This is a genomic window from Martinezella sp. CNPSo 3959 (assembly GCF_057784355.1).
Genome location: NZ_JBXSOV010000006.1, coordinates 180,454 through 205,430 on the forward strand (window position 1 = coordinate 180,454; position 24,977 = coordinate 205,430).

Below are 24,977 nucleotides of genomic sequence, written 5' to 3' on the forward strand. Positions count from 1 at the left end.
GCGTCTTGAACCGAATAAGGCCAGCAATTAGCTTGCGCTTGAAAGATTGAGAAAGCCTTCCGATGCAATTTCAGGGAACTGCCGACTATATTGCCGACAAGGATCTGATGGTCGCCGTCAATGCTGCCATAAGGCTGGAGCGTCCGCTTCTCGTAAAGGGCGAACCCGGTACGGGCAAGACCGAACTCGCACGCCAGGTGGCCACCGCGCTCGGCCTTGACCTGATCGAGTGGAATGTCAAATCGACGACGAAGGCCCAGCAGGGTCTCTACGAATATGATGCGGTTTCGCGCCTGCGCGACAGCCAGCTCGGCGACATCAGAGTTCATGATGTCAGCAACTATATCCGTCAGGGCAAGCTTTGGCAGGCCTTCACCTCGCCGACGAAGTGCGTGCTGCTGATCGACGAGATCGACAAGGCCGATATCGAATTCCCGAACGATCTCCTGCAGGAACTCGACCGCATGGAATTCCATGTCTACGAGACCGGTGAGACGATCCGGGCCGCCGTCCGCCCGATCGTCATCATCACCTCGAACAACGAGAAGGAGCTGCCGGACGCCTTCCTGCGCCGCTGTTTCTTTCATTATATCCGCTTCCCAGACATGGAGACGCTGACGCGCATCGTCGAGGTGCACTATCCCGGCATCAAGCAGACGCTCGTCCATGCGGCACTGACGCAATTCTTCGAAATCCGCGACGTGCCGGGCTTGAAGAAGAAGCCCTCGACCTCGGAAGCGCTCGACTGGATCCGCCTGCTGGTCGCAGACGATATCGAGCCGGAAACATTGCGCGCCGATGCGAAGAACGTATTGCCGAAACTCCATGGTGCGCTTCTGAAGAACGAGCAGGATGTGCACCTCTTCGAGCGGCTGGCCTTCATGGCGCGTGGGCAGGGTAGATAATGCAACCCGATGCCGTAAAGGTTTTGATCTATGCCGTTCGGGATGGGCATCTGCTGGTATTCGATGAGCCAGACTTCCCCGCCGTCCAGCTCCAGATTCCTGGTGGCACTGTCGAATCCGGTGAGGACATTGTAGCGGCCGCAGCGCGCGAATTTGAGGAGGAGACCGGTTTTGCGCCGCGCGAACTCCATCCGCTTGGCGTCCACGACTACCGTTTCGAAAAGAACGGCCGCGATTACTATCACCAACGGCACTATTTCCGCTGCGGTATCTCCGAGCGAGCGCCTGCCACTTGGCTCCACCACGAAATGACGCCTTTCGACGGTGGCGACCCGATCGGCTTCCGCTTCTTCTGGCTACCGATCGAGACCGCCAGCCAGCGCCTCGGTTATGGCATGGAAGCTCTCATTAAACATCTGTAGGCCGTATCGCGCCTCTGGACTCAACCCACCGACTTCCATCGACGCTTGTCCCCATTGACCCGCCGAGATGACAGGTCTATTGAATTTCCCTCGTGGTGATTTGGCCGGCCGGCTTGCAGCCACGTTAAATAAGTCGCTAAAGGGCCGCGTGCGGACCGGTAGCGATTCATCGCGGCCGGTTTTTTTGTATTTGGCGAGTGAAAAGATGCCCATCAAGATTCCCGATACGCTCCCCGCGTTTGAAACCCTTCAGAACGAAGGTGTGCGGGTGATGACCGAAACGGTGGCGTTCCGTCAGGATATCCGCCCTCTTCAGATCGGGCTTCTCAACCTCATGCCGAACAAGATCAAGACCGAGGTCCAGATGGCGCGCCTGGTCGGCGCATCGCCGCTGCAGGTGGAGTTTTCCCTGGTGCGTGTTGGCGCGCACAAGGCCAAGAACACCTCCGAAGAGCATCTCCTCGCCTTTTACCAAACGTGGGAAGAGGTGAAGCACCGCAAGTTCGACGGCTTCATCATCACGGGTGCGCCGATCGAGCTGCTGGAATATGAGGACGTCACCTATTGGAACGAGATGCAGGAGATCTTGGACTGGACGACGACCAACGTCCATTCGACGATGAACGTCTGCTGGGGCGCGATGGCGGCGATCTATCATTTCCACAAGGTGCCGAAATACACGCTGAAGGAAAAGGCTTTCGGCGTCTATCGTCACCAGAACCTGAAGCCCTCCTCGGTCTATCTCAACGGCTTCTCCGACGATTTCGCCATTCCGGTGTCGCGCTGGACCGAAGTGCGCCGCGCCGATATCGAAAAGGTGCCTGGCCTGCAGATCCTGATGGATTCGAGCGAGATGGGCGTCTGCCTCGTGCATGAGCAGGCTTGTAACCGGCTCTACATGTTCAATCACGTGGAGTATGATTCCACCTCGCTGGCGGATGAGTATTTCCGCGATGTGAATGCGGGCGTGCCGATCAAGATGCCGCACAACTATTTCCCGCACAACGATCCGGAAATTCCTCCGCAGAACCGGTGGCGCAGCCACGCGCATCTGTTCTTCGGCAACTGGATCAACGAGATCTACCAGACCACGCCATATGATCTGGAGGAGATCGGTCAGGAAAGGACTTGAGGCTTGTTCATTCCCTTCTTCCTGAAGCTAAGGCAAGCGAAGGTTCCGGTGACGCTCCGGGAATTCCTGTCGCTGCTTGAAGGAATGGAAGAAGGGATTGCTGATTACGACGTCGAGGCCTTCTACTATCTGGCGCGCGCGACGCTGATCAAGGACGAGCGCTTCATCGACCGTTTCGACCAGGTCTTCGCCGATTACTTTCGTGGCGTCGAGGCGATCGCCAGCAATGCCGATGGAGAAGCGGTGGAGCCGACCGCCATTCCTGAAGAATGGCTGCGCAAGCTCGCCGAGCGGCATCTGACGGAAGAGGAAAGACGGCAGATCGAGGCACTCGGCGGCTTCGACAAGCTGATGGAGACGCTGCGCGAGCTGCTGGCCGAGCAGAAGGGCGGGCATCAGGGCGGCTCGAAATGGATCGGCACGGCGGGCACCTCGCCCTTCGGCGCCTACGGCTATAACCCCGAAGGCGTGCGCATCGGCCAGGAAACCTCGCGCAATCGCCGCGCGGTAAAAGTCTGGGACCGGCGCGACTTCAAGAACCTCGATGACGGCGTAGAGCTTGGCACCCGCAATATCAAGGTGGCGCTGAAGCGCCTGCGCCGCTGGGTTCGCGAGGGGGCAGCCGAGGAACTGGATCTTTCCGGCACCATCCGCTCCACCGCCGAGCATGGCTATCTCGATGTCCAGACACGGCCGGAGCGCCGCAACGCCGTCAAACTTCTGATGTTCTTCGATGTCGGCGGCTCGATGGACGACCATATCCGCGTCGTGGAGGAACTCTTCTCCGCCGCCCGCGCGGAGTTCCGCCACATGGAGTATTTCTACTTTCACAACTGCCTCTACGAGGGCGTGTGGAAGGACAATCGTCGCCGGCGCGTCGATATCACGGCGACGACCGATCTCATCCGCACCTTCGGCCCCGACTACCGTGTCGTCTTCGTCGGCGACGCATCTATGAGCCCCTATGAGATCTCTCAGCCGGGCGGCTCGGTGGAGCATTGGAACAAGGAGACCGGCGAGACCTGGCTCGCCCGAATGACCGGCCATTTCCGCAAATGCATCTGGATCAATCCGGTGCCGGAAAACTATTGGGGCCATACGACCTCCATTTCCCTCATCCGCCGCCTGATGAACGACCGCATGTACCCGCTGACGCTCGGCGGGCTGGAAAAGGCGACAAGGGAATTGTCGCGCTGAGGCTGGATCAGTCTGGGTTTTGCAATGGTCAGGCGCGCACTGTTCTGCCGCGCCCTCGTGCCTGGCCCCTCACCCCAACCCTCTCCCCGCTTGCGGGAAGAGGGAGTTCGACAGTGCCTCAAACTCTCTTCGCAATCCGAGTGGTCAATCCGGCTGGCTCGGTCGTCCCCTCTCCCCGCAAGCGGGGAGAGGGCTAGGGTGAGGGGCCGTTACAGAATCGACCCGCTCTGTCATAGGCATTGCATACTTCCGGCGCAGCGTAGTGTCTCTAAAGCCAAACGGAGCCTTGATCCCCCGCTGCTCACCTCTAAATTTCGCCATCGAACTGGTTGCGGAACGGCGCGAATGGAGGCAGGGTCTGGCCTCGCATACTCAAAAGCAATGGATGAGCTGATATGACGGAAAGCACTTTGCAGCGGGAACATTTTGGGACGACGGCGAATGGAGATACCGTTTATCGCGTCAAGATCGTCGGTGGCGGCCTGACCGCCCATATCATGTCCTGGGGGGCAGTCATCCAGGATCTGCGCCTCGACGGCCACGAGCCCTCGCTTCTGCTCGGCTTCGACAATTTCGCCGATTATCCGGCCCATTCCTCCTATTTCGGCGCCACGCCCGGCCGCTGCGCCAACCGCATCGGCGCTGGCCGCTTCACGCTCGACGGCAAGCAGTATCAGCTGGAGCTCAATGAAAAGGGCGTCACCCATCTGCATGGCGGCAAGGACAATATCGCCAAGCGCAACTGGACCATCGTCGAGCACGATACCGACCGTGTCGTCCTGAAGATTGTCGACCCCGATGGCCGCGCCGGCTATCCCGGCAATTGCACGATCCAGGCAACCTATTGGGTGCATGGCAATGGCGAATTGTCGGTCACCTACGAATCGACCACCGATCAGCCCACTCTCGCCAATGTCTGCCAGCACGCCTATTTCAACCTCGACGGCCGCGACGATGCGCTCGGTCACGACATCATGATCGCCGCCGATCACTACACACCGACGGACGACAAACAGATACCGACAGGGGAAATCCGCTCTGTCGAAGGCACTGCCTTCGATTTCCGCGAGATGTCGCCGATGAAGCGTTTCGAAGGAAGTGATCAGGCGCTCTACGATCATAATTTCTGCCTCTCCAGCGAGCGCACCGCCAAACGCTCCGTCGTGCTCGCCCGCAGCGTCAATTCCGGCGTATCGCTTGAGGTCCGCACCACCGAGCCCGGCGTGCAGTTCTATGCCGGCTTCAAGCTCGATGTGCCGGTTCCCGGTCATGACGGCCGCAAGATCGGCCCGTTTGCCGGCTTCTGCCTGGAAACGCAGGTTTGGCCCGATGCCATCAACCATGAAGGCTTCCCCAATGCCGTGCTCCGCCCGGGCGAGGTATTGCGGCAGGAAACGGATTACATTTTCACGAAGAACTAAGCCGGGCACGCCCTGCTCACACTAATCGGCCGGGCGTCCAAAGCGCCCGGCCGATTCTTTTTTGCACTGCGGACAGATTCATCTTGTGAATTGGTTCTAAATAGGTTCTATATGACGACCATGGATAGAACCAGTTTGATCGCCGAATTGAACAATCGCGGCCTCAGCGACGGGACTGGGAGCGGGCCGCTGTACAAGCGCCTAGCACAAGCGCTGACGGGTCTGATCCAAGAGGGCCTGCTGAAACCGGGCACGGCACTTCCGGGCGAACGCGACCTCGCCAGCGCACTGGAAATCGGCCGCATCACGGTCAGAACCGCCTATCGCGACCTGCTCACTTCAGGCGTCATCGAATCCCGCCACGGCAGCGGCACCTTCGTCTCGCAGCATGTGGAGCGCATCGAGCAGCCGCTCTGGCGCCTCTCCTCCTTTTCCGCAGATATGCGCTCTCGCGGCCGCGAACCGGCAGCACGCATTCTGTCCCGCACCGTCAGCGCGCCCGCGCCGGAGGAATCCTTCCTGCTGGGCCTCGGCCTTGATGAACCCGTGTTGCGGCTCGATCGACTGCGCCTGGCTGATGGCCAGCCGCTCGCCATCGAGCGCGCCGTCGTTCCCATCAAATTCCTGGGTGAGGAGGCCATATCCGAGGGGTCGCTTTACGACGCCCTGGCCGCCAAAGGCTTCAAGCCCGTCCGCGCCCAGCAGAGGCTGACCGCCGTGACGCTCGACCCGACCTCCGCCTCGATCCTGACCGTGAAGGCCGGAGCGCCCGCGCTTCTGATCGAGCGCGTTTCCCGCCTCGCGGACCAGCGCGTCGTTGAATATACCCGCTCGCATTACCGCGGCGATGCCTATGATTTTGTTGCTGAATTGAGAATTGGAGATGACCTATGAGCGAGACCCAATCCCTGATGCTGACGGAAGCCGGCCAATCGCCTGAGGTGGTTGCGACGCTGCTTGAAAAGGAAAAGCCTGCTTTTGCCGAGATCGCGAAGCTCTTCTCGACCGGTCGCCCGTCGCTGATCACGACGGCCGCGCGCGGCTCGTCCGACCACGCCGCCACCTTCTTCAAATATCTCTTCGAAATCTCCTGCGGCATCCCGGTCGCTTCCGTCGGCCCGTCGATCGCCTCCGTTTATGGCGCTCCGCTGCACCTGAAGGGCGGCATTCACTTCACGGTCTCCCAGTCCGGCGGCAGCCCCGATATCATCGCCATGCAGGCCGCCGCCAAGAAGGGCGGCGCCACCACGATCGCCGTCGTCAACGTCACCGACAGCCCGCTCGCCAAGGAGGCCGACATCGTGCTCGGCCTGAACGCCGGCAAGGAACAGAGCGTCGCCGCGACCAAATCCTTCATCGCCTCGGTTGCCGCTCTTGCCGGCGTCACGGCTGCAGTGTCGCAGGATAAGGCGCTGATCGATGGTCTCGCCAAGCTGCCGAAGGCGCTTGCTGCGACCTCGGGCATCGACGGCAAGGCGGCCGAAGATGTGCTCTTCGATGCCTCCTCGCTCTATACCGGCGGCCGCGGTCCGGCTTTCGCCATTGCGCTCGAAGCGGCCTTGAAGGCGAAGGAAACCGCCGGCCTTCATGCCGAAGCCTTTTCGCTGGCGGAGCTCATGCACGGCCCGATGCGCCTCGTGCAGCCGGGCTTCCCCATCGTCGCCTTCTCGCCCGATGATGCAGCCTTCGCCAACAATGCCCAGGCCTTGGAACGGCTTCAGAAGCTCGGCGCCACCGCCGTCTCCTTCTCGACCGCGCCGCTCGCCGGCATCAATCTGCGCATGCCAACGACAGGCAACGGCCTGCTCGACCCGCTCGTGTCGCTGCTGTGCTACTATCGCCTCATCGAGTCGGTGACCCGCCGCAAGGGCTTCGACCCGGATAAGCCGGCTAATCTTCTCAAGGTAACGGAGACCATGTGATGGACTACAAGGTCTTTACCGGCGCCCGCATCTTCGATGGCGACCGGTTTCACGAGGATAGCGCGTTGGTGATCGGCAATGGCCGTATCCATGCCATCACCGGCATCAACGATGTGCCCGATAATGCCGAAACCATTCAGCTGAAAGGCGGCGTTCTCTCTCCGGGCTTCATCGACGCGCAGGTCAACGGCGGCGGCGGCCGCATGCTGAATGACGAGCCCTCGCCCGCGTCCATGTACATGATCGCCGAGGGGCATCGCCCCTACGGCACGACGTCGGTGCTGCCGACGCTCATCACCGATGTCGCAGCCGCAACGACGGCCGCGATCGAAGCGGCCATCGAAGCCGTGAAAGCCAATCGCGGCGTCGCCGGCCTGCATCTGGAAGGCCCGCATCTGGCGCCTGCCCGCAAGGGTGCGCATCTGGCCGAATTGATGCGTCCGGTCGACGACAGCGACGTCAAGACTTTCATCCGCGCCCGCGAAGCGATCGGCACGCTGCTGGTCACCATGGCGGCCGAGCAGGTGACGGAGCGACAGGTGCAGGCGCTCGCCGAAGGCGGCGTCATCGTCAGCATCGGCCATAGCGATTGCACGGCTGAAGCCGCCGATGCGCGCTTCGATGCCGGCGCCCGCGGCGTTACCCACCTTTTCAATGCCATGAGCCAGATGGGCCATCGTGCGCCCGGCCTCGTCGGTGCAGCGATCGACCATCCCGCCCCCTGGTGCGGCATCATCGCAGATGGTCATCACGTCGAGCCGACGGCGCTCAGGGTTGCACTGCGCGCGAAACGCGGCGAAGGTCGTCTGTTCTTCGTCACCGATGCCATGTCGCTGGTCGGCACCGACCTGCCGAGTTTCACGCTGAACGGCCGCACGGTCTATCGCACCAAGGGCGGCTATTGCTCCAAGCTGACGCTCGATGATGGTACGCTGGCGGGTTCCGATGTCGATATGGCCTCCACGATCCGCTATGGCGTCAATATTCTCGAGCTGCCGCTGGCGGAAGCTCTGCGCATGGCGACCTCCTACCCCGCCCGCTTCCTGCGGCTTGCCGATCGCGGCCATTTGGCGCCGGGAATGCGTGCCGATCTCGTTCACATCAACGACGGCATCGAAGTCACGGAAACATGGATCTCAGGTCAAGCTTCGGCCTGACACAGCATATGAGGAAGCTCGGCATGAGCGCAGTCACGGACAGCTATTTCTCCGCTCTCATTGGTCGGTTGGAGACCCTGCGCGAAACGCTGGCGGAGCCCATGTCCACAGCTTCGGCTGCTATCTGTGCCGCCGCACGCGCCGACCGCCGCGTCTATGTCTTCGGCACCGGCCACTCGCATATGCTGGCCGAAGAGGTGCATTATCGCGCCGGCGGCCTCGCCTTCACCATTCCCGTGCTCGTGGGCTCCGCCATGCTGCATGAAGGCGCCGTTATCAGTTCGGTCTATGAACGCACCGAAGGCCTTATCCGCCCGGTCTTCGAGCGCTACGGCATGCAGCCGGGCGATGTGCTGATCATAGCCTCCAATTCCGGCGTCAACGCAGCACCGATCGAGGCGGCGGACTATGGCCGCGAGATCGGCGCAACGGTCATCGCCATCACATCGCTCGCCTATTCGGCCGCCATCGCCAATGGACGTAGAAAGCTCGCCGATATCGCCAATATCGTGCTGGACAACGGGCTGCCGCCCGGGGACGCGATGATCGAGCTGCCGGGAACGGAGCTGAAGGTCGGGCCGGCCTCAACAGCCGTCGGCGCCACGGTGCTGAACGCCATCTTCGCCGATGTCGCCGCCGAACTCTGTAAGGATGGCAATCCGCCCGTCTACCTCAGCGCCAACATGCCAGGCGCCAAGGAAACCAATCAGCGCCTGGTCAAGAAATATAGACCGCGCAATCCGCATCTCTAAAGCAATCAGCGAAAAAGCATCGAACGGCTTTGCGTCTGGCATTGCCTGAAAGCAGCCAGATAAAGAGGCCGAGCGGTTCCCGTGAAACGCTCGGCCTCTCCTCTGTTAGATATCATTGTGCTGCGGCATCTGTGGCCGAGGGCTCCTGCGCGGCTTCCGCCTGCTTGCGCCGCCTGCGCAGGACGACATAGAAGACCGGCGTCAGGAACAGGCCGAACAGCGTCACGCCGAGCATGCCGGAGAAAACGGCCGTACCGAGCGACTGACGCATTTCGGCGCCGGGACCGGTGGCGATCATCAGTGGCACGACGCCGAAGATGAAGGCGAAGGCCGTCATCAGGATCGGGCGCAGACGCAGATGACTGGCCTCGATAGCCGCCTCCACCGCACTCTTTCCCTCGGCCTGTGCCTGCCGGGCAAACTCGACGATCAGGATTGCGTTCTTGGCCGCAAGACCGATCAGCACGATCAGCCCGATCTGCGTCAGGATGTTGTTGTCCATCCCTCGCAGATACACGCCGATCAATGCCGCCAGAACCGCCAGCGGCACGATGAGGATGATCGCAAGCGGCAGGATCCAGCTTTCATACTGCGCCGACAGTGCCAGGAAGACAAAGATGACCGACAAAGCGAAGATGTAGATCGCCGTATTGCCGGTATGCTTTTCCTGATAGGCGAGTTCGGTCCATTCGAAGGTCGTGCCCGAGGGCAAGAGGTTCTTGGCCAGCCCCTCCATGGTGTCGAGTGCCGTACCCGTGGAAACCCCCAGGCCCGGATTGCCCTGCAGGGGGACCGAGACATACATATTGTAGCGCTGGACGAGCGCCGGCCCGGTCGTATCGCGGATATCGACCAGCGTGCCGAGCGGCACCAGCGCGCCCGTTGCCGAGCGTACCTTCAGCGCCAGAATATCCTCGCGATCCATGCGATATTGCTGGTCTGCCTGCGCCCGCACCTGGTAGACGCGGCCGAAGGCGTTGAAGTCGTTGACATAGGACGTGCCGAGGTTGATCGACAGCGTCTCGAAGATATTCGGGATCGGCACATTGAGTGCGCGCGCCTTGTCACGGTCGATCGCCAGGAAATATTGCGGGCTGTTGGCGGAGAAAGTGGTGAAGACGCCGCTGACACCCTTGTTCTGTGCGGCAACGCCCATCATCTGATAGGCGAGCGGCAGGATGCGGCGCATGTCCGGATTTTCCCGGTCCATGATCTGCATCTTGAAGCCGCCGGAATTGCCGACGCCGCGGATCGAAGGCGGCGGAATGGCGATGATGAAGGCTTCCTGGATACCCTGGAGGCTGCCGAAGAGCTGGCCGATAATCTTGGTCGCCGTATCTCCTGTTTTCAACCGTTCCTCGAATGGCTTGAACGGCGTGAAGATGACACCCGAATTCGAGGCATTGGTGAAAGTCGCACCGTTGAAACCCGCGAAGGCGACGGCATTGGCGATACCAGGCGTCTTGCTGATGATATCGGTCGCCTTCTGGATGACGGCATTGGTGCGCGCAAGCGACGCGCCGTCAGGCAGTTGCACAACGACAATGGCATAGCCCTGATCCATGGTTGGAACGAAGCCTTGCGGGACGATCCTGCCCATATACCAGGTTCCCGCCAGCAGCCCCGCGAAGACGAGAAGTGCACAGGCCAGCGCCGCCCAGGTTGTCACAAGGTGCCGGATGATCCACGAATAGCCGCTGCTCATCCGCTCGAAGCCGCGGTTGAACCCGTCACCCAAGGCGCGGCCGAACCGCGCGAAGACATTGTTGGATTTCTCATGACTGTGGGGGCGCAACACGATCGCGGCGATCGCCGGCGAGAGCGTCAGCGAGTTCAGGCACGAAATCGCCGTCGCGACCGAAATCGTCACTGCGAACTGCCGGTAGAATTGGCCTGAGATGCCGGGGATAAAGGCTGTCGGCACGAAGACGGCGATCAGCACCAGCGAGATTGCCAGAACCGCCGTACCCACCTCGTTCATCGTCACATGCGACGCCTCTTTTGGCGTCATGCCGAGCGCGAGGTTTCGCTCGACATTCTCAACGACGACGATCGCGTCATCGACGACAATGCCGATGGCAAGCACCAGGCCGAACAGCGTCAGCATGTTCAGCGAGAAGCCGAAGGCGAGCAGGAAGGCGAAGGTGCCGATCAGCGATACCGGTATGGCGACGATTGGAATGATCGCCGTCCGCCAGGACTGCAGGAAGACCAGCACGACGATGGCAACGAGGATAGCTGCCTCGAAGATCGTCTTGTAGACCTCGTGGATGGATTCGGCGATGAACTCCGTTGGGTTATAGATGATGCGATATTCGAGCCCCTGCGGGAAATCCTGCGCCAGGCTTTCCATCGTCTTTTGAATATCGGCAGCGGCATCGAGCGCGTTCGTGCCCGGGCGAGCGAAGACGCCGAGCGCCACCGCCGGGCTGCCATTCAGATAGCTGTTTGTGACATAGTCCTGCGCGCCGAGCTCGATGCGAGCGACATCCTGCAGCTGCACGAGACGACCGTTGCCCGTCGCCTTCACGATGACGTAGCGGAATTGCCGCGCATCGGAAAAACGCCCCTGCGTGGTGACGGTATATTGGAAGGCGTTGGTGCCGGATACCGGTGGCCCGCCAATCGTACCGCCGGAAACCTGAACGTTCTGATCGCGAAGCGCCTGAACGATGTCGCCGGCAGTCATGCCGTAGGCGGCGAGCTTTTCCGGATCCAGCCAGATGCGCAGCGAATATTGGCGCTCGCCGAAGAGCTGGACGTCACCGACGCCATCGAGACGAACGAGAAGATCGCGGATGCGCGTACGGGCATAGTTGGAAATATAGAGCTGGTCGTAGCGATTGTTCGGCGAGAGGAGATGCACGACCATCATCAGGTCGGGCGAGCTCTTGACCGTCGTGATGCCGATGCGGCGGACATCATCGGGCAGTCGCGGTTCGGCAATGGCGACGCGGTTCTGCACCAGCACCTGTGCCTTGTCGAGATCGGTGCCGAGCTTGAAGGTGATCGTCAGCGCCATGGAGCCGTCGGCGCTGGAATAGGAGGACATATAGAGCATGTCCTCGACGCCGTTGATTTCCTGCTCGATCGGCGTCGCCACCGTATCGGCAATCGTCTGTGCGTCAGCGCCCGGATAGGAGGTACGCACGACGATGGTCGGCGGCGCGACTTCGGGATATTGCGCCACCGGCAGCTGGAAATAGGCGATGCCGCCAACGATCAGCAGCACGATAGATAGGACCGATGCAAAGATCGGCCGATCGACGAAGAAGTGGGAAAACCTCATTGGCTGGTCCCCTGTGCATCGGCCTGGGCTGGCGGCTCATCATTCGTCGCCTGCTGCGGCAGTTCGATCAGCTGCGGCGTTACCTTGACGCCTGGGCGGATGCGTATCAGTCCGTTGACGACGATCGTCTCGTCACCGGTCATGCCATCGCGGATGACGCGATAGCCATAGAGCTTCGGCCCGAGACGCACGGATTTCGGCGTGATGTTGCCTGCGGTATCGACGGTATAGACGACGCGTTGGTTTTGATCCGAACCAATCGCTTCATCCGGCACTAGAATCGCCTTGTAGCTGTTGGATCCCTGCACCTGAACACGTCCGAAAAGGCCGGGCTGCAGAATAAGATTGGGATTGGGGAAGCGGGCACGGACGCGGATGGTTCCGGTCTCGTTATCGACGCGGTTTTCGGCGAAGTCGAGCTTGCCCTTGAACGGCTTCTGCTTGGAATCGGCAATCGTAACAGTCACATCGAGACCGCCGCCGCCCTGCTGCAGAGCACTGCCATTCTTGCGGGCCTCATCGGCGTAGGAAAGCAGCCGGCGCTCATCGACATCGAAATAGAAGTCGATGGGATCGAGCGACACGATGGTCGTCAGCACTGTCTGATCGGCCTGCACGAGGTTGCCGACCGAGATCAGGCGTCGGTCGATGCGGCCGCTGAGCGGCGCGGTAATCCTGGTGAAATCCATGTCCAGATTGGCGCGATCGACCGTCGCCTGAGCACCGCGCACATTCGCCTGCGCCGAAATGAGATCGCGGCGTCGGTCATCGAGCGTCGAAGCCGATTGGCTGCCCGTCGTCGACAGGGATTCCGCCCGCTTGTATTGCGCATCTGCAAGCGTCAGGGACGATTTTGCCACTTCCAGCGCCGCCGTCGCCTCGTTCAGCGTGGTGATGAAGGGCCGCTGGTCGATGACAAAAAGCAGATCTCCCTGCTTGACGATAGCGCCATCCTGGAAATGCACCTCCTGCAGGTAACCGCCAACCCGCGAGCGCACGGACACCTCATCGACTGCCTGAAAGCGCCCGATGAACTCGTCGCTATCGACGACATCGCGAACCACAGGCTTGGCGACAGTAACAGGGGGCGCCGGCGGCGCACCTTGCGCAAGTGCCTGGGCACTCGAGAAAACGACAATAGCACAGCTCAACAAGACGGCACGCGGCAGCATCGGCATGAAGCCCCCCTTGAAAAACCGCATGCGGCAGTAGGCGCCATCATCACGGTACGCTCACGAAATTTATCTGCAACTTTCCACGAAGAACCCGCCGCCATAGGCGCAGTGAAATCAGGTCGCTTCGGACTTCCCCAACTTGCGCCACGGGCCACACGGGCCCGGGGGTATCAACCGGAGCGTGGTCCGGCAACATGCGTTTATGTATAAACGGTTTATCGGATTCGACAACAGGGAATGAACGGTCGCGACCGAGCGCAACCGATTGTTTTTACTGCATAGTAAAGACGCGCATAGGATGAGCCAATTTGAGCGTCAGCCCTCCAGCTCCTCGCGCAGCATTTCGAGCTCCAGCCATTCCTCTTCCATCTTTATCAGGCTTTCGCGCAGCTTTTCCATTTCCGCAGCAAGGCGGTTGAAGGTTGCGGGATCCTTGGAAAAGAGGTTCGGATCGGCCATTTTCTTTTCGCGGACGGCAATTTCGGCTTCCGCCTTCGCCATTTCCTTCGGCAGGTTTTCGAGCGCAAATTTCTGTTTGTAAGAAAGCTTGCCCTTTCCCTTCGAGCTCTCGCCGGCCGGCACCGAAGCTTCGGTCGATTTCGGCTTTTCGGCTGCTTTTTCTGCCCGCCTGCGCTCCTCGATCGCCCCCTTGCGTTGAGCGAGCATGTCGGAATAGCCGCCGGCATATTCAATCCAGCGGCCATCGGGCTCTTCCGGATCGGCGGGCGCAATCGTCGAGGTCACGGTACGGTCGAGGAAATCGCGGTCGTGGCTGACGAGGATGACCGTGCCGGCGAAACCGGAGACGATTTCCTGCAGCAGGTCGAGCGTCTCGATGTCGAGATCGTTCGTCGGTTCGTCGAGGATCAAAAGATTGGTCGGCCGCGATAGGATACGGGCCAGCATCAACCGGGCGCGCTCGCCGCCGGAGAGATTCTTGATCGGCGTGCGCGCCTGCTCCGGCTGGAACAGGAATTCCTTCATATAGCCGGTCACATGCCGCTGCTCACCATTGACGAGCAGGTTCTCGCCGCGACCGTCGGTCAGATAGTTGGCGAGCGTATCTTCCGGGTTCAGCTCCTCGCGCTTCTGGTCGAGCGTGGCGATTTCCAGATTGGTGCCGAGCTTTACAGTGCCGCTGTCCGGCTCCAGCTGACCGGTCAGCATCTTCAGAAGCGTGGTCTTGCCGGCGCCGTTCGGGCCGACGAGGCCGATGCAATCGCCGCGATGCACGCGGATCGAGAACGGCGCGACGATGAGCCGCTCGTTATAGGACTTGGTGATCTTGTCCGCCTCGATCACCAGCTTGCCGCTTTCCTGCGCATCGGAAGCTGCCGCCTGCACCGTGCCCAAAGCACCTTTGTGACCGCGATAGCGCGAGCGCATATCCTGCAATTCACCGAGGCGGCGCATGTTGCGCTTGCGCCGCGCCGTCACGCCGTAGCGCAGCCAATGCTCTTCGCGCTCGATCTGCTTGCCGAGCTTGTGCTGCTCCAGCTCTTCGGCCTCCAGTACCTGATCGCGCCAGGCTTCGAAATGGCCAAAGCCCCTATCCAGACGACGCGAAGTGCCGCGATCCAACCAGACGGTCGCGGTCGAAACCTTCTCCAGGAAGCGCCGGTCATGCGAGATCAGCACGAGCGCGCTGCGGCTCTTCTGCAATTCGCCTTCCAGCCATTCGATGGTCGGCAGGTCCAGATGGTTCGTCGGCTCGTCGAGCAGCAGGATATCCGGCTCCGGCGCCAGAACGCGCGCCAGTGCCGCGCGGCGCGCTTCACCGCCGGAAAGGTTCTTCGGATCCTCCTCCCCGGTCAGGCCGAGATGGGAGAGCAGATAGGTGACGCGATAGGGATCATCGCCAGGCCCGAGACCGGCCTCGGCATAGGCCGCCACCGTCTTGTAACCGGCAAAATCGGGTGCCTGCTCGAGATAGCGCACGGTCGACGATGGATGACGGAAGACTTCGCCTGACTGCGCTTCGACAAGGCCGGCGGCGATCTTCAGGAGCGTCGACTTGCCGGAACCGTTGCGTCCGACAAGGCAGATCTTGTCGCCCGGCTCCACCTGCAGGCCGGCACCGGCGAGCAAGGGCGCGCCGCCGAAGCTCAGAAAGATGTCGTCGAGTTTCAGAATGGGAGGGGCCAAGATCAGACTCCGGAAAGGTCATAAGGGCGGGCAAGAACGATGGCCCTGCCGCTGCCGAGCGAAAAGCGCACATCGCCTTCCGCCACGTTGGAAATGGTGCGCGATGCGCCGAAGGGCAAATGAAAATCGCGCAAGGGGTAACGGGCATTGTCGATGAACAGGCCCGTCAGATCGCTGAAACCAAGAACGGAGAACAACGAGCCTGATGGTAGCGCCAGCGTGAGTTCGCCTGGCGGAAGCGGCACCGCCTCCTCGTCACCCGATGTCAGCAGCACGTCGACGCCTTTTTCGGCGAGCTGGATACCATAAAGCAGGTGCTGGATCGCATGGTCGGAGCGCTCGCCGCCCATGGCGCCCGCCAGGATCAGTCTCGTGGCGCCGCGAGCGATGGCTTCCGAGACGGCGATCTCGCCATCCGTCGCAGCCTTCGCCGCCGGATAGGGCTGTCTGGGCACATTCGGAAAGGCTCCCTGCAGATCGGCAGGCGTGGAATCAAAATCGCCGACCCACAGCTGCGGTTCCACCCCAATCGCGAGGGCATGGCGCATGCCGCCGTCGGCCGCGATGAAGCGGCTGCCGGAAACCGCAGCGCGCAATCGCTCCGTCAGGCGAAGCTCGCCGCCGAGCAGGATGGTGAAGGTAGTGGACTGGCTCATGAGGCAAGCCCATAGCGCAAAGTCCTATCTCTAGGGAAGAGCGCCGTTACTGGAACGGTGCCGCCGAGCCGATCATTCGGTCGTTTCCTTCATGGCGGTCTGGACGACACGTTCATAGCCGCTGACATAACGATCGAACAGAAACGAAAAGCTCTCGATGTCTTCGGGCGACCAATCAGCAAAGATGCTTCCGATAACGGCGTATTTCTGCACCTGGATTTCCGACAGCAAGCGCTGCCCGAGTGCGGTCAGCACCACGACGATACGCCGCGCATCCGCCTGCGATGCCTTACGGCGCAACACACCGCGCGCCACCATGTCGGCAGTGATGCGGCTCGCGCGCGATGGATCGATGCGCAAGAGCTCGGCAATCGTGCCGACGGTCACTTCGCCCGTATCTTCCGCCCGCCGCACGACATCGAGCACATCGAGATGCGAAAGCTCAAGCCCCGGGGCCACGTGTTGAATGGCGAGCCTGCCGATCATGCGACGGCCCGTCAGCAAGCGCATGCGCATCATCGCCTGACCGATGCGTAGAAACTTCTCGTCTTCGGCCAGCGTCGGAACTTCGATATCTTTTGTATTCGGCGCAGATGTCATCCCTAAAGCATAGCAGAGGTCGCGAGGAAACAAAACATGCAAATGGCATTCACCTGCCATTGACAATTATATGCTAATAGCACATATATTCACTCATGAAGACCGGGCGTCCCGCGCATTCGTTCGATAGCGCAGCGTTCCGGCCCAGTTCGGGTTCTTGCTCCATGGACATGCAGACAAGCTTCACACCGCTCGTGGCGGATCACAAACGGCGGCTTATTCTTTTCCTCTTTCTGATGACTGCCATGTTCATGGCAACGCTCGACAACCAGATCGTCTCAACGGCACTGCCGACGATCGTCGGCGAGTTCGGGCATCTGGATCGCTTCGGCTGGATCGGCTCGGCCTATCTTCTCTCGCTTTCCGCCGTCATGCCCGTCTACGGCAAGCTCGGTGATCTCTTCGGCCGCAAATATGTGATGATGACGGCGATCGCGATCTTCACGGTCGGCTCTGCCGTCTGCGGCCTGGCCGTCTCGATGGATACGCTGATCGCCGCCCGCGTCCTTCAAGGCTTCGGCGGTGGCGGCATCATGGTCTCGATCTTTGCTGTCAACGCCGATCTCTTCGAGCCGCGCGAGCGCGCACGCTACCAGAGCTATTCAAGCCTCGTGCTGATGGCGTCGGGCGCCATCGGCCCCGTTCTCGGCGGCACGATGAGCGATCTTTTCGGCTGGCGTTCGATCTTCCTCGTCAACGTGCCGATCGGCTTCATCGTGCTTGCCGGCCTCGCCTTCATGCTGCCCTACCGCAAGCCTGCCCGCCGTCCGAAGATCGATTATGCCGGCGCCATCGTCCTTGCCCTGACGACGACAAGCATTGTGCTTGCTGCCGACGGAAGCGAACTCTTCGGGTCGCTGCTATCGCCGCAATGCCTCGGTATTATTGCCTTCGGGGTAATCTGCGCCATCGCCTGGGTCTTCATCGAGCGCCGCGCACCCGAGCCGATTGTGCCGATGACGCTGTTCCGCAATCCGACATTCGGCCTTCTGCTGATCCTCTCGATCACCAGCGGTGCCGTCGCTATCGGCATGGTCAATTACTTCGCGCTCTTCCTGCAGACGACGACAGGCCTTTCGCCCTCCATGGCCGGGCTGCTGTTCATTCTCCTGACCGGCGGCATCGTCTGCGGCTCGCTCTCCGCCGGCCGGCTGATCGCGGCCAAAGGCCGTTACAAGCCGTTTGCCGTCGCCAGCGCCACCTGCAGCACCATCGCATTCGCTTCGCTCGCCTTCGTCCATGCCGGCACGCCCATCGTCCTCATTGGCGGCCTGATGCTGCTGCACGGCATCGGCATCGGCCTTGCCCAGCAGGTGCCCGTTATCGGCGTACAGAATGCAGCGGCAGCGCGCGACGTCGGCGCTGCGACCGGCGCCGTCACGCTGTCGCGCATGGGCGGCGCCTCCATCGCCATCTCCATTTACGGCGCCATCATCGCCGCCAAACTCGGCAATGTTGGTGTCTCCATATCCGGCGTACCGAACATCGAGGAGCTGACGCCGAAGATGATGGCCGCCTTGCCCGAGATAACCCGCGAGGCCGTCGCCAACGCCTATGCGAGCGCCTTCAGTCCGTTGTTCATGACGGCAGCCGGCATTTGCATGCTTGGTCTCCTGACCTCGCTGACGCTGAAGAATGTGCAGCTCCCGAGTGCCGCGAAGAAATTCGAAAGCCCGGCGGTCGCGGAGGCTGCCGAGTAAATCCTTCATGCTGCAATCGGCAAGGGAATCATTTCCCTTGTCATCCCTCCGTCACAGGGCTAAATCTGCCGACGCTCTAACGGGGTGCCTTATGTCCTTCAGGACATTTGGCTGAGAGGCTTTCACCGGCCAACCCGCGGAACCTGATCCGGCTAACACCGGCGGAGGGATTAGACGCGTGACGAAATCATAGCGCCCTTTCCCCTTCAGACGAAACCCAGAGCATGATGCCGAAAAACGGAAACGGTTTTCGGACGACATCATGCCCTAATTATTTGATTTTAGAGCAGATTCAGATTTTAGGTCGGTAGACCTGGAATCATCCGGCTCTAGGAGGAGGCGCGACCATGCATAACCGTTCGCTATTGTCATTCTTCGCCGGCCTGGCCCTTGCCGCCGGAACGACCTTTTTTGCCGCGCAGCCTGCCGCTGCAGCCGACAAGACCCTGACCATCTACACCTATGAGAGCTTCACCGCCGACTGGGGTCCTGGCGCCAAGGTCAAGGCCGCCTTCGAAAAGACCTGCGGCTGCACGGTCAATTACGTCGCCGTCACCGATGGCGTTGCACTTCTCTCCCGGCTCAAGCTGGAAGGAACGGGCACCAAGGCCGATGTCGTTCTCGGCCTCGACACCAATCTCATCGACGAAGCCAAGGATACCGGCCTCTTCGACGCAAGCGGCGTCGACACCTCGGCCCTCAAGGTTCCCGGCGGTTTCAAGGACGACGTCTTCGTGCCCTACGACTACGGCCATTTCGCCGTGATCTATGACAGCCAGACGGTCAAGAACCCGCCCAAGAGCATGAAGGATCTCGTCGAGGGCGATCCCGCGCAGAAGATCGTCATCGAGGATCCGCGCACCTCGACGCCGGGTCTCGGCCTGCTGCTCTGGGTCAAGTCGATCTATGGCGACAAATCCGCAGATGCCTGGGCGAAGCTCAAAGGCCGCATCCTGACGGTCACCCCCGGCTGGTCGGAAGCCTATGATCTCTTCACCAAGGGCGAAGCGCCGATGGTGCTCTCCTACACGACGTCGCCGGCCTATCACATGATCGAGGACAAGACCGATCGCTATCGGGCCGCCGCCTTCTCGGAAGGGCATTATATCCAGATCGAGGTCGCCGGCCTCATCAAGTCCTCGCCGAACAAGGAACTTGCCCGCGATTTCCTGAAATTCATGATCTCCACCGGCTTCCAGGACATCATTCCGACAAGCAACTGGATGATGCCGGCCGCCGACACTTCCGAGCCGCTGCCGGATGCCTTCAGCAAGCTCGTGGTGCCGTCGAAGACCTTCCTGATGAGCCCTGCCGACGTCGACAAGAACCGCAAGGCCTGGATCGACGAATGGCTGACCGCCACCAGCGGCAACTGATGCCTTGATCATACTCACGGCACCCGAGCGAAGACGCGCTATTTCCGGCGGGGCGTTCAGCCTCGGCAGCATTGCGCTCTTCGTCGGGATCGCCGTTCTTGTTCTCCTCTCCGCCGGCATCGAATCCGGCGGCGACACCTCGCTCACAGACCCATATCTGCTGCGCATCCTGCGCTTCACACTGCTGCAGGCGGTGCTTTCGACACTGCTCTCCATTGTGCTCGCCATTCCGGTCGCCCGCGCATTGGCGCGCCAGCCGCGCTTTCCCGGCCGGCTGTGGCTGATCCGGCTGATGGCCGTGCCGATGGGCCTGCCAGTGCTGATCGGTGCACTCGGCCTGCTCGGCATATGGGGCCGGCAGGGCCTCATCAATCAGGCGCTATCAGCACTCGGCCTGTCGCAGCCCGTCAGCATCTATGGCCTGGCCGGTATCCTGCTTGCGCATGTCTTCTTCAACATGCCGCTCGCCTGCCGGCTTATGCTGGCCGGACTGGAGCGTGTGCCAGCGGAATATTGGCTCGTGGCCGGCGGACTCGGCATGCGGCCCATCTCGGTCTTCCGCTTCATCGAATGGCCTATCCTGCGCGGCCTCATTCCCGGCATCGCCGGCCTGATCTTCATGCTCTGCGCCACCAGCTTCACGCTTGTCCTGATCCTCGGCGGCGGTCCGGCCGCAACGACGCTGGAAGTGGCGATCTACCAGGCGCTCCGCTTCGATTTCGATCCCGGCCGCGCCGTAATGCTGTCGCTGCTGCAGATCGTCGTCACCCTCCTTGTGCTTGGCGCCATGACGCTGTTTCGCGCTCCCGACGATCATGGCCTCACCGGCGGGCGTGCGCTGCGCCGCATCGATGGACAGGGCATGGCTGCGCGATGCATCGATGCTGCGCTGCTGGCGGCCGCGACGCTCTTTCTGGGCATGCCGCTCGCCTCGGTCGTCGTGACCGGCCTCGCGGCCAATCTTTTCAAGCTCGTCTCCCAGCCGATCTTCCTGCAGGCGGCAGTCACAAGTCTCGCAATCGCGCTTGCTGCGGGCCTTCTGGCCGTGCTGGCATCCTTCGCGATCATTCGCGCCCGCTCGGTGATATCGGCCGATCGCCGAAAGTCCCTCGGTCCACGCAGCCTGGCGCTCGCATTAGGCGCAAGCTCCTCCCTCATCCTGCTGGTGCCACCGATCGTGCTGGCAACCGGCTGGTTCCTGGCACTCAGGCCATTTGGCGATCCCAGCCGCTTTGCGGCCGTCCTCATCATTGTCATCAATGCGCTGATGGCGCTGCCCTTCGTCATGCGCGTCATCGAGCCGGCCTATACGGTCCATGTCAGCCGCACCGGGCGGCTGGCGGCAAGCCTCGGCCTTCACGGCATTGCGCGCCTGCGCATGGTCGATTGGCCGGGTCTGCGCAAACCGTTCTTCACGGCGCTCTCCTTCGCCATGGCCCTGTCGCTCGGCGATCTCGGCGCAGTCGCGCTCTTCGGCTCAGACAGTCTGATGACCCTGCCCTGGCTGGTCTACAGCAAGCTCGGCAGCTACCGCACCAACGACGCCGACGGATATGCCTTGATCCTCGGCCTGGTATGCCTTCTCCTGACCATAGCCGGAACCGCGGGCCAGGGCGCGCCGGATGACGAAAGCAGGCGAAATGACTGACGGCAGCATCATGAAGGCGGAAGACATCAGCATGGAAGGGGTCGAACTGCGCCTCGGCACGCATGACTTCCGCTTCGATTGCGCATTGCCGCAGGGCAAGATCATCGCCATTGCCGGACCCTCGGGATCGGGCAAATCGACCTTCCTCAATTTGCTGGCAGGCTTCGAGCAACCTGACCGCGGCCGTATCCTGCTCGCAGGACAGGACGTGAGCGGCCAGCATCCCGCCGAACGGCCGGTGTCTCTCGTCTTCCAGGACAACAACCTCTTCGCTCATCTCGATCTCTTCACCAATGTCGGCCTTGGCATCAGCCCGTCAGTGAGGCTTTCGAAGGAGGATCGGCAAAAGGTCTCGGAGGCTTTGGCGCGGGTCGGACTAGCCGGTTTTGAAAAGCGCAAGCCGGGAACGCTTTCCGGCGGCGAGCGCCAGCGCGCCGCTTTCGCTCGGGCTCTGGTGCGCGACAAGCCAATCCTGTTGCTGGACGAGCCTTTCGCCGCGCTCGATCCCGGCCTGCGCTCCGGCATGGTCGAACTTCTGAAAACTCTGCATCGCGAAACCGGCAATACGGTGCTGATCGTCTCGCATGACCCGGCCGAAGTGCGGCGCCTTGCCGACCACGCCGTCTTCATCGACGGCGGCACGATCAAGCTTACCGCGCCCATCGAAACCTTCCTGCAAGCGGACGGGATTCCGGCATTGACCACATTTCTGCAACATTGATTGTGTCATGGCAGCTTGCCGCCGGCTTTGCCTTAATTTCGTCTAGCGAAGCGGCTGAAAGTCCTCGGAAATGCTTGCTAAAATACAACGCTGCCACATTTAAACGGAGTCTCGCTATGCAACCGGTGCCAAAATCGGCTACAGCAAGAGGTGGAAGCCGTCCGGGTAACGGCAGATCGATGGGGGCGAAAACAACCTCTATTGGCGCACGACCATGATCGGCCCGGTAAGGATCAACCGGATTTGGCGCCGAGCCGGCATGACAGCGAAATGAGTAGGATGCAGGTCCTGAAGCAGAGCAAGCGAGCAGAACGAAGGATCGATGCGACCGTCGCAGCCCGTTTGCGCCGTTTTGTGCCTTTCCTTGCAGCCGCAGCAATGTTGAACAGCTGCCAGACGGTGATGGATCAGTCCTATCAGCCGAGCGTTTCGCCCTCCGCCAATCCGCAGATCGTTTCCGAAGTGCAGAAGAACGACCCGCGCGCGCAGATGGGCGCCCGCGAGCATCCGCGCATCCTCGCAAGCTATGGCGGAGAATACAAGGATGCCAAGACCGAGAGGCTCGTTGCCCGCATCGCCGGCGCCTTGACCAGCGTGTCGGAGAATCCGCAGCAGTCCTACCGCATCACCATTCTCAACTCGCCCTCGATCAACGCCTTTGCCCTGCCCGGTGGCTATCTCTATGTGACGCGCGGCCTTCTGGCGCTTGCCAATGATGCGTCCGAAGTCGCCGCGGTGCTGTCGCACGAGATGGCGCACGTAACCGCCAATCACGGCATCGAGCGGCAGAAACGCGAAGAAGCCGAAGTCATCGCCAGCCGCGTCGTTTCGGAAGTCCTGTCGAGCGATCTGGCCGGCAAGCAGGCGCTTGCCCGCGGCAAGCTGCGTCTTGCCGCCTTCTCGCGCCAGCAGGAACTCCAGGCCGACGAGATCGGCATTCGCACATTGGGCCAGGCCGGCTACGATCCTTACGCCGCTGCGCGCTTCCTGAACGCGATGGAGGACTATAGCCGCTTCATGTCGGCCAATTCCGACGTCGACCAGAGCCTGGACTTCCTTTCGAGCCACCCGAGCACGCCGCAGCGTATCGATCTTGCCAAGGCGCACGCGCGCGAATTCGGCGAGGAAGGTAAGGTCGGCGACATCGGCCGCGACTATTATCTCAACGGCATCGACGGCCTGCTCTATGGCGACAGCCCCGAAGAAGGCTATGTGCGTGGCCAGACCTTCCTGCATGGCGGCCTCGGCATCCGCTTCGACGTCCCGCCCGATTTCCGTATCGACAACAAGGTCGAAGCCGTCATGGCGACCGGCCCCGGCGACATTGCCATCCGCTTCGACGGCGTGGCCGACACGCAGAACCAGAATCTGACGAACTATATCTCCAGCGGCTGGGTCACCGGCCTCGATCCCTCCTCGATCAGGTCGATCACCGTTAACGGCATGCCGGCCGCCACTGCGCGCGCCTCGGCCGACCGCTGGGATTTCGATGTGACTGTGATCCGCGACCGCACGCAGATATTCCGCTTCCTGACGGCGGTGCCGAAGGGGAATATCGCTCAGCTCGATCAGACCGCCAATGTGCTGCGTGCGAGCTTCCGGCATATGAACCCGGAAGAGGCGGCCTCGCTGAAGCCGCTGCGTGTTCGCGTCGTTACCGTCAAGCCCGGCGACACCATCACCACGCTCGCCGCCCGCATGATGGGCACAGACCGCAAGCTCGACCTGTTCAAACTGATAAATGCCCTGCCAACCGGGGCAAACATTGCACCGGGCGACAAGGTCAAGATCATTTCGGAATAATAGCGGGGCGACTTCTCCCGGACGGGAGAAGCGCGCACTCAGGCGTAGCTGGCCATGCGGGGATCCGCATCCACCAGGGCGTTGCGGAGCTTGTCCATCGCGCGGCTTTCGATCTGGCGCACGCGCTCCTTGGAAATGCCAAGATCGGCACCGAGCTCTTCGAGCGTCGCGCCGTCTTCGACCAGGCGGCGCGCTTGGATGATCTTCATTTCACGTTCGTTGAGATGTTTCAGCGCCGACGCCAGCCAAACGCGGCGGCGCTCGCCGTCGATCATGTCGGACACCTGCTCGTCGGGAAGCGGCTCGTCGCTGATCAGGAAATCGATGCGCTCGGCACTTTCGGAATCGCCAGCAATGGAGGGGGCCTGCAGGGAGGTATCGCTACTGGAGAGGCGCGCATCCATCGTCTGCACATCCGTAAGGCTGACGCCGAGCGTCACGGCGATTTCCTCATGGATGGACTGGACGGTGACGTTGGAATTGCTGCGGGCAAGCTTGGCGCGCAAACGGCGCAGATTGAAGAACAGCGCCTTCTGGGCGGAACTCGTGCCGCCGCGCACGATTGACCAATTGCGTAGGATATAGTCCTGGATCGAAGCGCGGATCCACCAGCTTGCATAGGTGGAGAAACGAACTTCCCGCTCTGGTTCGAAGCGGGCGGCCGCTTCCAGCAGGCCGACATAGCCTTCCTGCACCAGATCGCTCATCGGCAGTCCGAAGTTACGAAACTTCCCCGCCATGGAAATGACGAGGCGCATATGGGCAGTTGCGATCTGATTGCGGGCGCCGCGATCGTCGTGGTCTTTCCAGCGTATGGCGAGATCGTGTTCTTCGTCGCGATCGAGATAGGGAGCAGCCATCGCAACTTTGATCATGCGCCGATCTGCAGACATATTCGTCATATGCATCTCCTGGGTTTCGGCCTCAAATCGTCTCTATGCCGCGGTCGACGAAAA

General features: G+C 61.3%; 20 protein-coding genes and 2 riboswitches. Of the genes, 14 read left to right on the top strand and 6 right to left on the bottom strand.

Features of this window, described 5'->3' with window-relative positions; genetic code table 11:
* The first annotated feature begins 62 nt into the window (after positions 1-62).
* The 9 genes from AC13RE_RS15930 (at position 63) to AC13RE_RS15970 (ending at position 8,908) form a co-directional block, all read left to right on the top strand.
* Positions 63-905 (top strand): AAA family ATPase, encoded by an 843-nt coding sequence (locus tag AC13RE_RS15930; protein WP_488563636.1) that lies wholly within the window; start codon positions 63-65, stop codon positions 903-905.
* Positions 905-1,327, top strand: a complete 423-nt coding sequence (locus AC13RE_RS15935; protein ID WP_488563637.1) for an NUDIX domain-containing protein — start codon at positions 905-907, stop codon at positions 1,325-1,327. Before AC13RE_RS15930 ends, AC13RE_RS15935 begins: the two co-directional genes overlap by 1 nt.
* Before the next feature lie 82 nt (positions 1,328-1,409).
* A riboswitch (SAM riboswitch) is annotated at positions 1,410-1,487 on the top strand.
* 45 nt (positions 1,488-1,532) lie between these two features.
* Positions 1,533-2,459, top strand: coding sequence for a homoserine O-acetyltransferase MetA (gene metA, locus AC13RE_RS15940; protein ID WP_488563638.1), 927 nt, complete (start codon positions 1,533-1,535; stop codon positions 2,457-2,459).
* Between the two features lie 3 nt (positions 2,460-2,462).
* A complete protein-coding gene (locus AC13RE_RS15945; RefSeq protein WP_488563639.1) occupies positions 2,463-3,656 on the top strand; it encodes a vWA domain-containing protein in 1,194 nt (397 codons plus the stop codon).
* A 395-nt stretch (positions 3,657-4,051) separates the two neighbouring features.
* The gene (locus AC13RE_RS15950; RefSeq protein WP_488563640.1) at positions 4,052-5,077 is read left to right on the top strand and encodes an aldose epimerase family protein; all 1,026 of its coding nucleotides are present in this window, start codon (positions 4,052-4,054) and stop codon (positions 5,075-5,077) included.
* A 120-nt stretch (positions 5,078-5,197) separates the two neighbouring features.
* Entirely contained in the window at positions 5,198-5,971 is a 774-nt protein-coding gene (locus AC13RE_RS15955) for a GntR family transcriptional regulator (RefSeq protein ID WP_132719890.1), read from the top strand.
* The gene (locus tag AC13RE_RS15960; protein WP_488563641.1) at positions 5,968-6,999 is read left to right on the top strand and encodes an SIS domain-containing protein; all 1,032 of its coding nucleotides are present in this window, start codon (positions 5,968-5,970) and stop codon (positions 6,997-6,999) included. Before AC13RE_RS15955 ends, AC13RE_RS15960 begins: the two co-directional genes overlap by 4 nt.
* Positions 6,999-8,156 carry an N-acetylglucosamine-6-phosphate deacetylase gene (nagA, locus tag AC13RE_RS15965; RefSeq protein ID WP_488484473.1) on the top strand — a complete coding sequence of 386 codons (1,158 nt, stop codon included), beginning with the start codon at positions 6,999-7,001 and terminating at the stop codon, positions 8,154-8,156. Before AC13RE_RS15960 ends, nagA begins: the two co-directional genes overlap by 1 nt.
* Before the next feature lie 23 nt (positions 8,157-8,179).
* Entirely contained in the window at positions 8,180-8,908 is a 729-nt protein-coding gene (locus AC13RE_RS15970; RefSeq protein ID WP_488563642.1) for an SIS domain-containing protein, read from the top strand.
* A 112-nt stretch (positions 8,909-9,020) separates the two neighbouring features.
* Here the strand turns inward: AC13RE_RS15970 and AC13RE_RS15975 are convergent, their stop codons facing one another.
* The 5 genes from AC13RE_RS15975 to AC13RE_RS15995 form a co-directional block, all read right to left on the bottom strand.
* Positions 9,021-12,197, bottom strand: a complete 3,177-nt coding sequence (locus AC13RE_RS15975; protein ID WP_488563643.1) for an efflux RND transporter permease subunit — start codon at positions 12,195-12,197, stop codon at positions 9,021-9,023.
* Positions 12,194-13,369, bottom strand: a complete 1,176-nt coding sequence (locus tag AC13RE_RS15980) for an efflux RND transporter periplasmic adaptor subunit (protein ID WP_488563703.1) — start codon at positions 13,367-13,369, stop codon at positions 12,194-12,196. The genes AC13RE_RS15975 and AC13RE_RS15980 overlap by 4 nt, the downstream gene beginning before the upstream one ends.
* Positions 13,370-13,687: 318 nt before the next feature.
* The gene (locus AC13RE_RS15985) at positions 13,688-15,517 is read right to left on the bottom strand and encodes an ABC-F family ATP-binding cassette domain-containing protein (protein WP_488563644.1); all 1,830 of its coding nucleotides are present in this window, start codon (positions 15,515-15,517) and stop codon (positions 13,688-13,690) included.
* 2 nt (positions 15,518-15,519) lie between these two features.
* The gene (locus AC13RE_RS15990; protein ID WP_488563645.1) at positions 15,520-16,173 is read right to left on the bottom strand and encodes a thiamine diphosphokinase; all 654 of its coding nucleotides are present in this window, start codon (positions 16,171-16,173) and stop codon (positions 15,520-15,522) included.
* 72 nt (positions 16,174-16,245) lie between these two features.
* Positions 16,246-16,773: a MarR family winged helix-turn-helix transcriptional regulator gene (locus AC13RE_RS15995; RefSeq protein WP_183874868.1), complete on the bottom strand. Its 528-nt coding sequence runs from the start codon at positions 16,771-16,773 to the stop codon at positions 16,246-16,248.
* A gap of 164 nt (positions 16,774-16,937) precedes the next feature.
* On the opposite strand from AC13RE_RS15995, the gene AC13RE_RS16000 reads away from it, so the two are divergent.
* The 5 genes from AC13RE_RS16000 to AC13RE_RS16020 all read left to right on the top strand — a co-directional run bounded on the left by AC13RE_RS16000 (position 16,938) and on the right by AC13RE_RS16020 (position 24,021).
* Complete coding sequence (locus tag AC13RE_RS16000) at positions 16,938-18,473, top strand: MDR family MFS transporter (protein ID WP_488563646.1); 1,536 nt, start codon at positions 16,938-16,940, stop codon at positions 18,471-18,473.
* A gap of 70 nt (positions 18,474-18,543) precedes the next feature.
* Positions 18,544-18,660, top strand: a riboswitch (TPP riboswitch).
* 160 nt (positions 18,661-18,820) lie between these two features.
* Positions 18,821-19,849, top strand: a complete 1,029-nt coding sequence (gene thiB / locus AC13RE_RS16005; protein ID WP_488563647.1) for a thiamine ABC transporter substrate binding subunit — start codon at positions 18,821-18,823, stop codon at positions 19,847-19,849.
* A 7-nt stretch (positions 19,850-19,856) separates the two neighbouring features.
* The gene (gene thiP, locus AC13RE_RS16010; protein WP_488563704.1) at positions 19,857-21,497 is read left to right on the top strand and encodes a thiamine/thiamine pyrophosphate ABC transporter permease ThiP; all 1,641 of its coding nucleotides are present in this window, start codon (positions 19,857-19,859) and stop codon (positions 21,495-21,497) included.
* The gene (locus AC13RE_RS16015) at positions 21,490-22,218 is read left to right on the top strand and encodes a thiamine ABC transporter ATP-binding protein (RefSeq protein ID WP_488563648.1); all 729 of its coding nucleotides are present in this window, start codon (positions 21,490-21,492) and stop codon (positions 22,216-22,218) included. The genes thiP and AC13RE_RS16015 overlap by 8 nt, the downstream gene beginning before the upstream one ends.
* Positions 22,219-22,596: 378 nt before the next feature.
* Positions 22,597-24,021, top strand: coding sequence for a M48 family metalloprotease (locus tag AC13RE_RS16020; protein WP_132720070.1), 1,425 nt, complete (start codon positions 22,597-22,599; stop codon positions 24,019-24,021).
* Positions 24,022-24,059: 38 nt separating this feature from the next.
* Here AC13RE_RS16020 and AC13RE_RS16025 read toward each other — a convergent pair whose 3' ends face one another.
* Entirely contained in the window at positions 24,060-24,923 is an 864-nt protein-coding gene (locus AC13RE_RS16025) for an RNA polymerase factor sigma-32 (protein WP_132719866.1), read from the bottom strand.
* Between the last annotated feature and the right edge of the window lie 54 nt (positions 24,924-24,977).

Excerpts from the sequence above, each read along its gene's own strand:
- AC13RE_RS15930 (WP_488563636.1), top strand. The coding sequence starts at position 63 with ATGCAATTTCAGGGAACTGCCGACTATATTGCCGACAAGGATCTGATG.
- AC13RE_RS15935 (WP_488563637.1), top strand. The coding sequence starts at position 905 with ATGCAACCCGATGCCGTAAAGGTTTTGATCTATGCCGTTCGGGATGGG.
- metA (WP_488563638.1), top strand. The coding sequence starts at position 1,533 with ATGCCCATCAAGATTCCCGATACGCTCCCCGCGTTTGAAACCCTTCAG.
- AC13RE_RS15950 (WP_488563640.1), top strand. The coding sequence starts at position 4,052 with ATGACGGAAAGCACTTTGCAGCGGGAACATTTTGGGACGACGGCGAAT.
- AC13RE_RS15955 (WP_132719890.1), top strand. The coding sequence starts at position 5,198 with ATGGATAGAACCAGTTTGATCGCCGAATTGAACAATCGCGGCCTCAGC.
- AC13RE_RS15960 (WP_488563641.1), top strand. The coding sequence starts at position 5,968 with ATGAGCGAGACCCAATCCCTGATGCTGACGGAAGCCGGCCAATCGCCT.
- nagA (WP_488484473.1), top strand. The coding sequence starts at position 6,999 with ATGGACTACAAGGTCTTTACCGGCGCCCGCATCTTCGATGGCGACCGG.
- AC13RE_RS15970 (WP_488563642.1), top strand. The coding sequence starts at position 8,180 with ATGAGCGCAGTCACGGACAGCTATTTCTCCGCTCTCATTGGTCGGTTG.
- AC13RE_RS15975 (WP_488563643.1), bottom strand. The coding sequence starts at position 12,197 with ATGAGGTTTTCCCACTTCTTCGTCGATCGGCCGATCTTTGCATCGGTC.
- AC13RE_RS15980 (WP_488563703.1), bottom strand. The coding sequence starts at position 13,369 with ATGCTGCCGCGTGCCGTCTTGTTGAGCTGTGCTATTGTCGTTTTCTCG.
- AC13RE_RS15990 (WP_488563645.1), bottom strand. The coding sequence starts at position 16,173 with ATGAGCCAGTCCACTACCTTCACCATCCTGCTCGGCGGCGAGCTTCGC.
- AC13RE_RS15995 (WP_183874868.1), bottom strand. The coding sequence starts at position 16,773 with ATGACATCTGCGCCGAATACAAAAGATATCGAAGTTCCGACGCTGGCC.
- AC13RE_RS16000 (WP_488563646.1), top strand. The coding sequence starts at position 16,938 with ATGGACATGCAGACAAGCTTCACACCGCTCGTGGCGGATCACAAACGG.
- thiB (WP_488563647.1), top strand. The coding sequence starts at position 18,821 with ATGCATAACCGTTCGCTATTGTCATTCTTCGCCGGCCTGGCCCTTGCC.
- AC13RE_RS16015 (WP_488563648.1), top strand. The coding sequence starts at position 21,490 with ATGACTGACGGCAGCATCATGAAGGCGGAAGACATCAGCATGGAAGGG.
- AC13RE_RS16020 (WP_132720070.1), top strand. The coding sequence starts at position 22,597 with ATGTTGAACAGCTGCCAGACGGTGATGGATCAGTCCTATCAGCCGAGC.
- AC13RE_RS16025 (WP_132719866.1), bottom strand. The coding sequence starts at position 24,923 with ATGACGAATATGTCTGCAGATCGGCGCATGATCAAAGTTGCGATGGCT.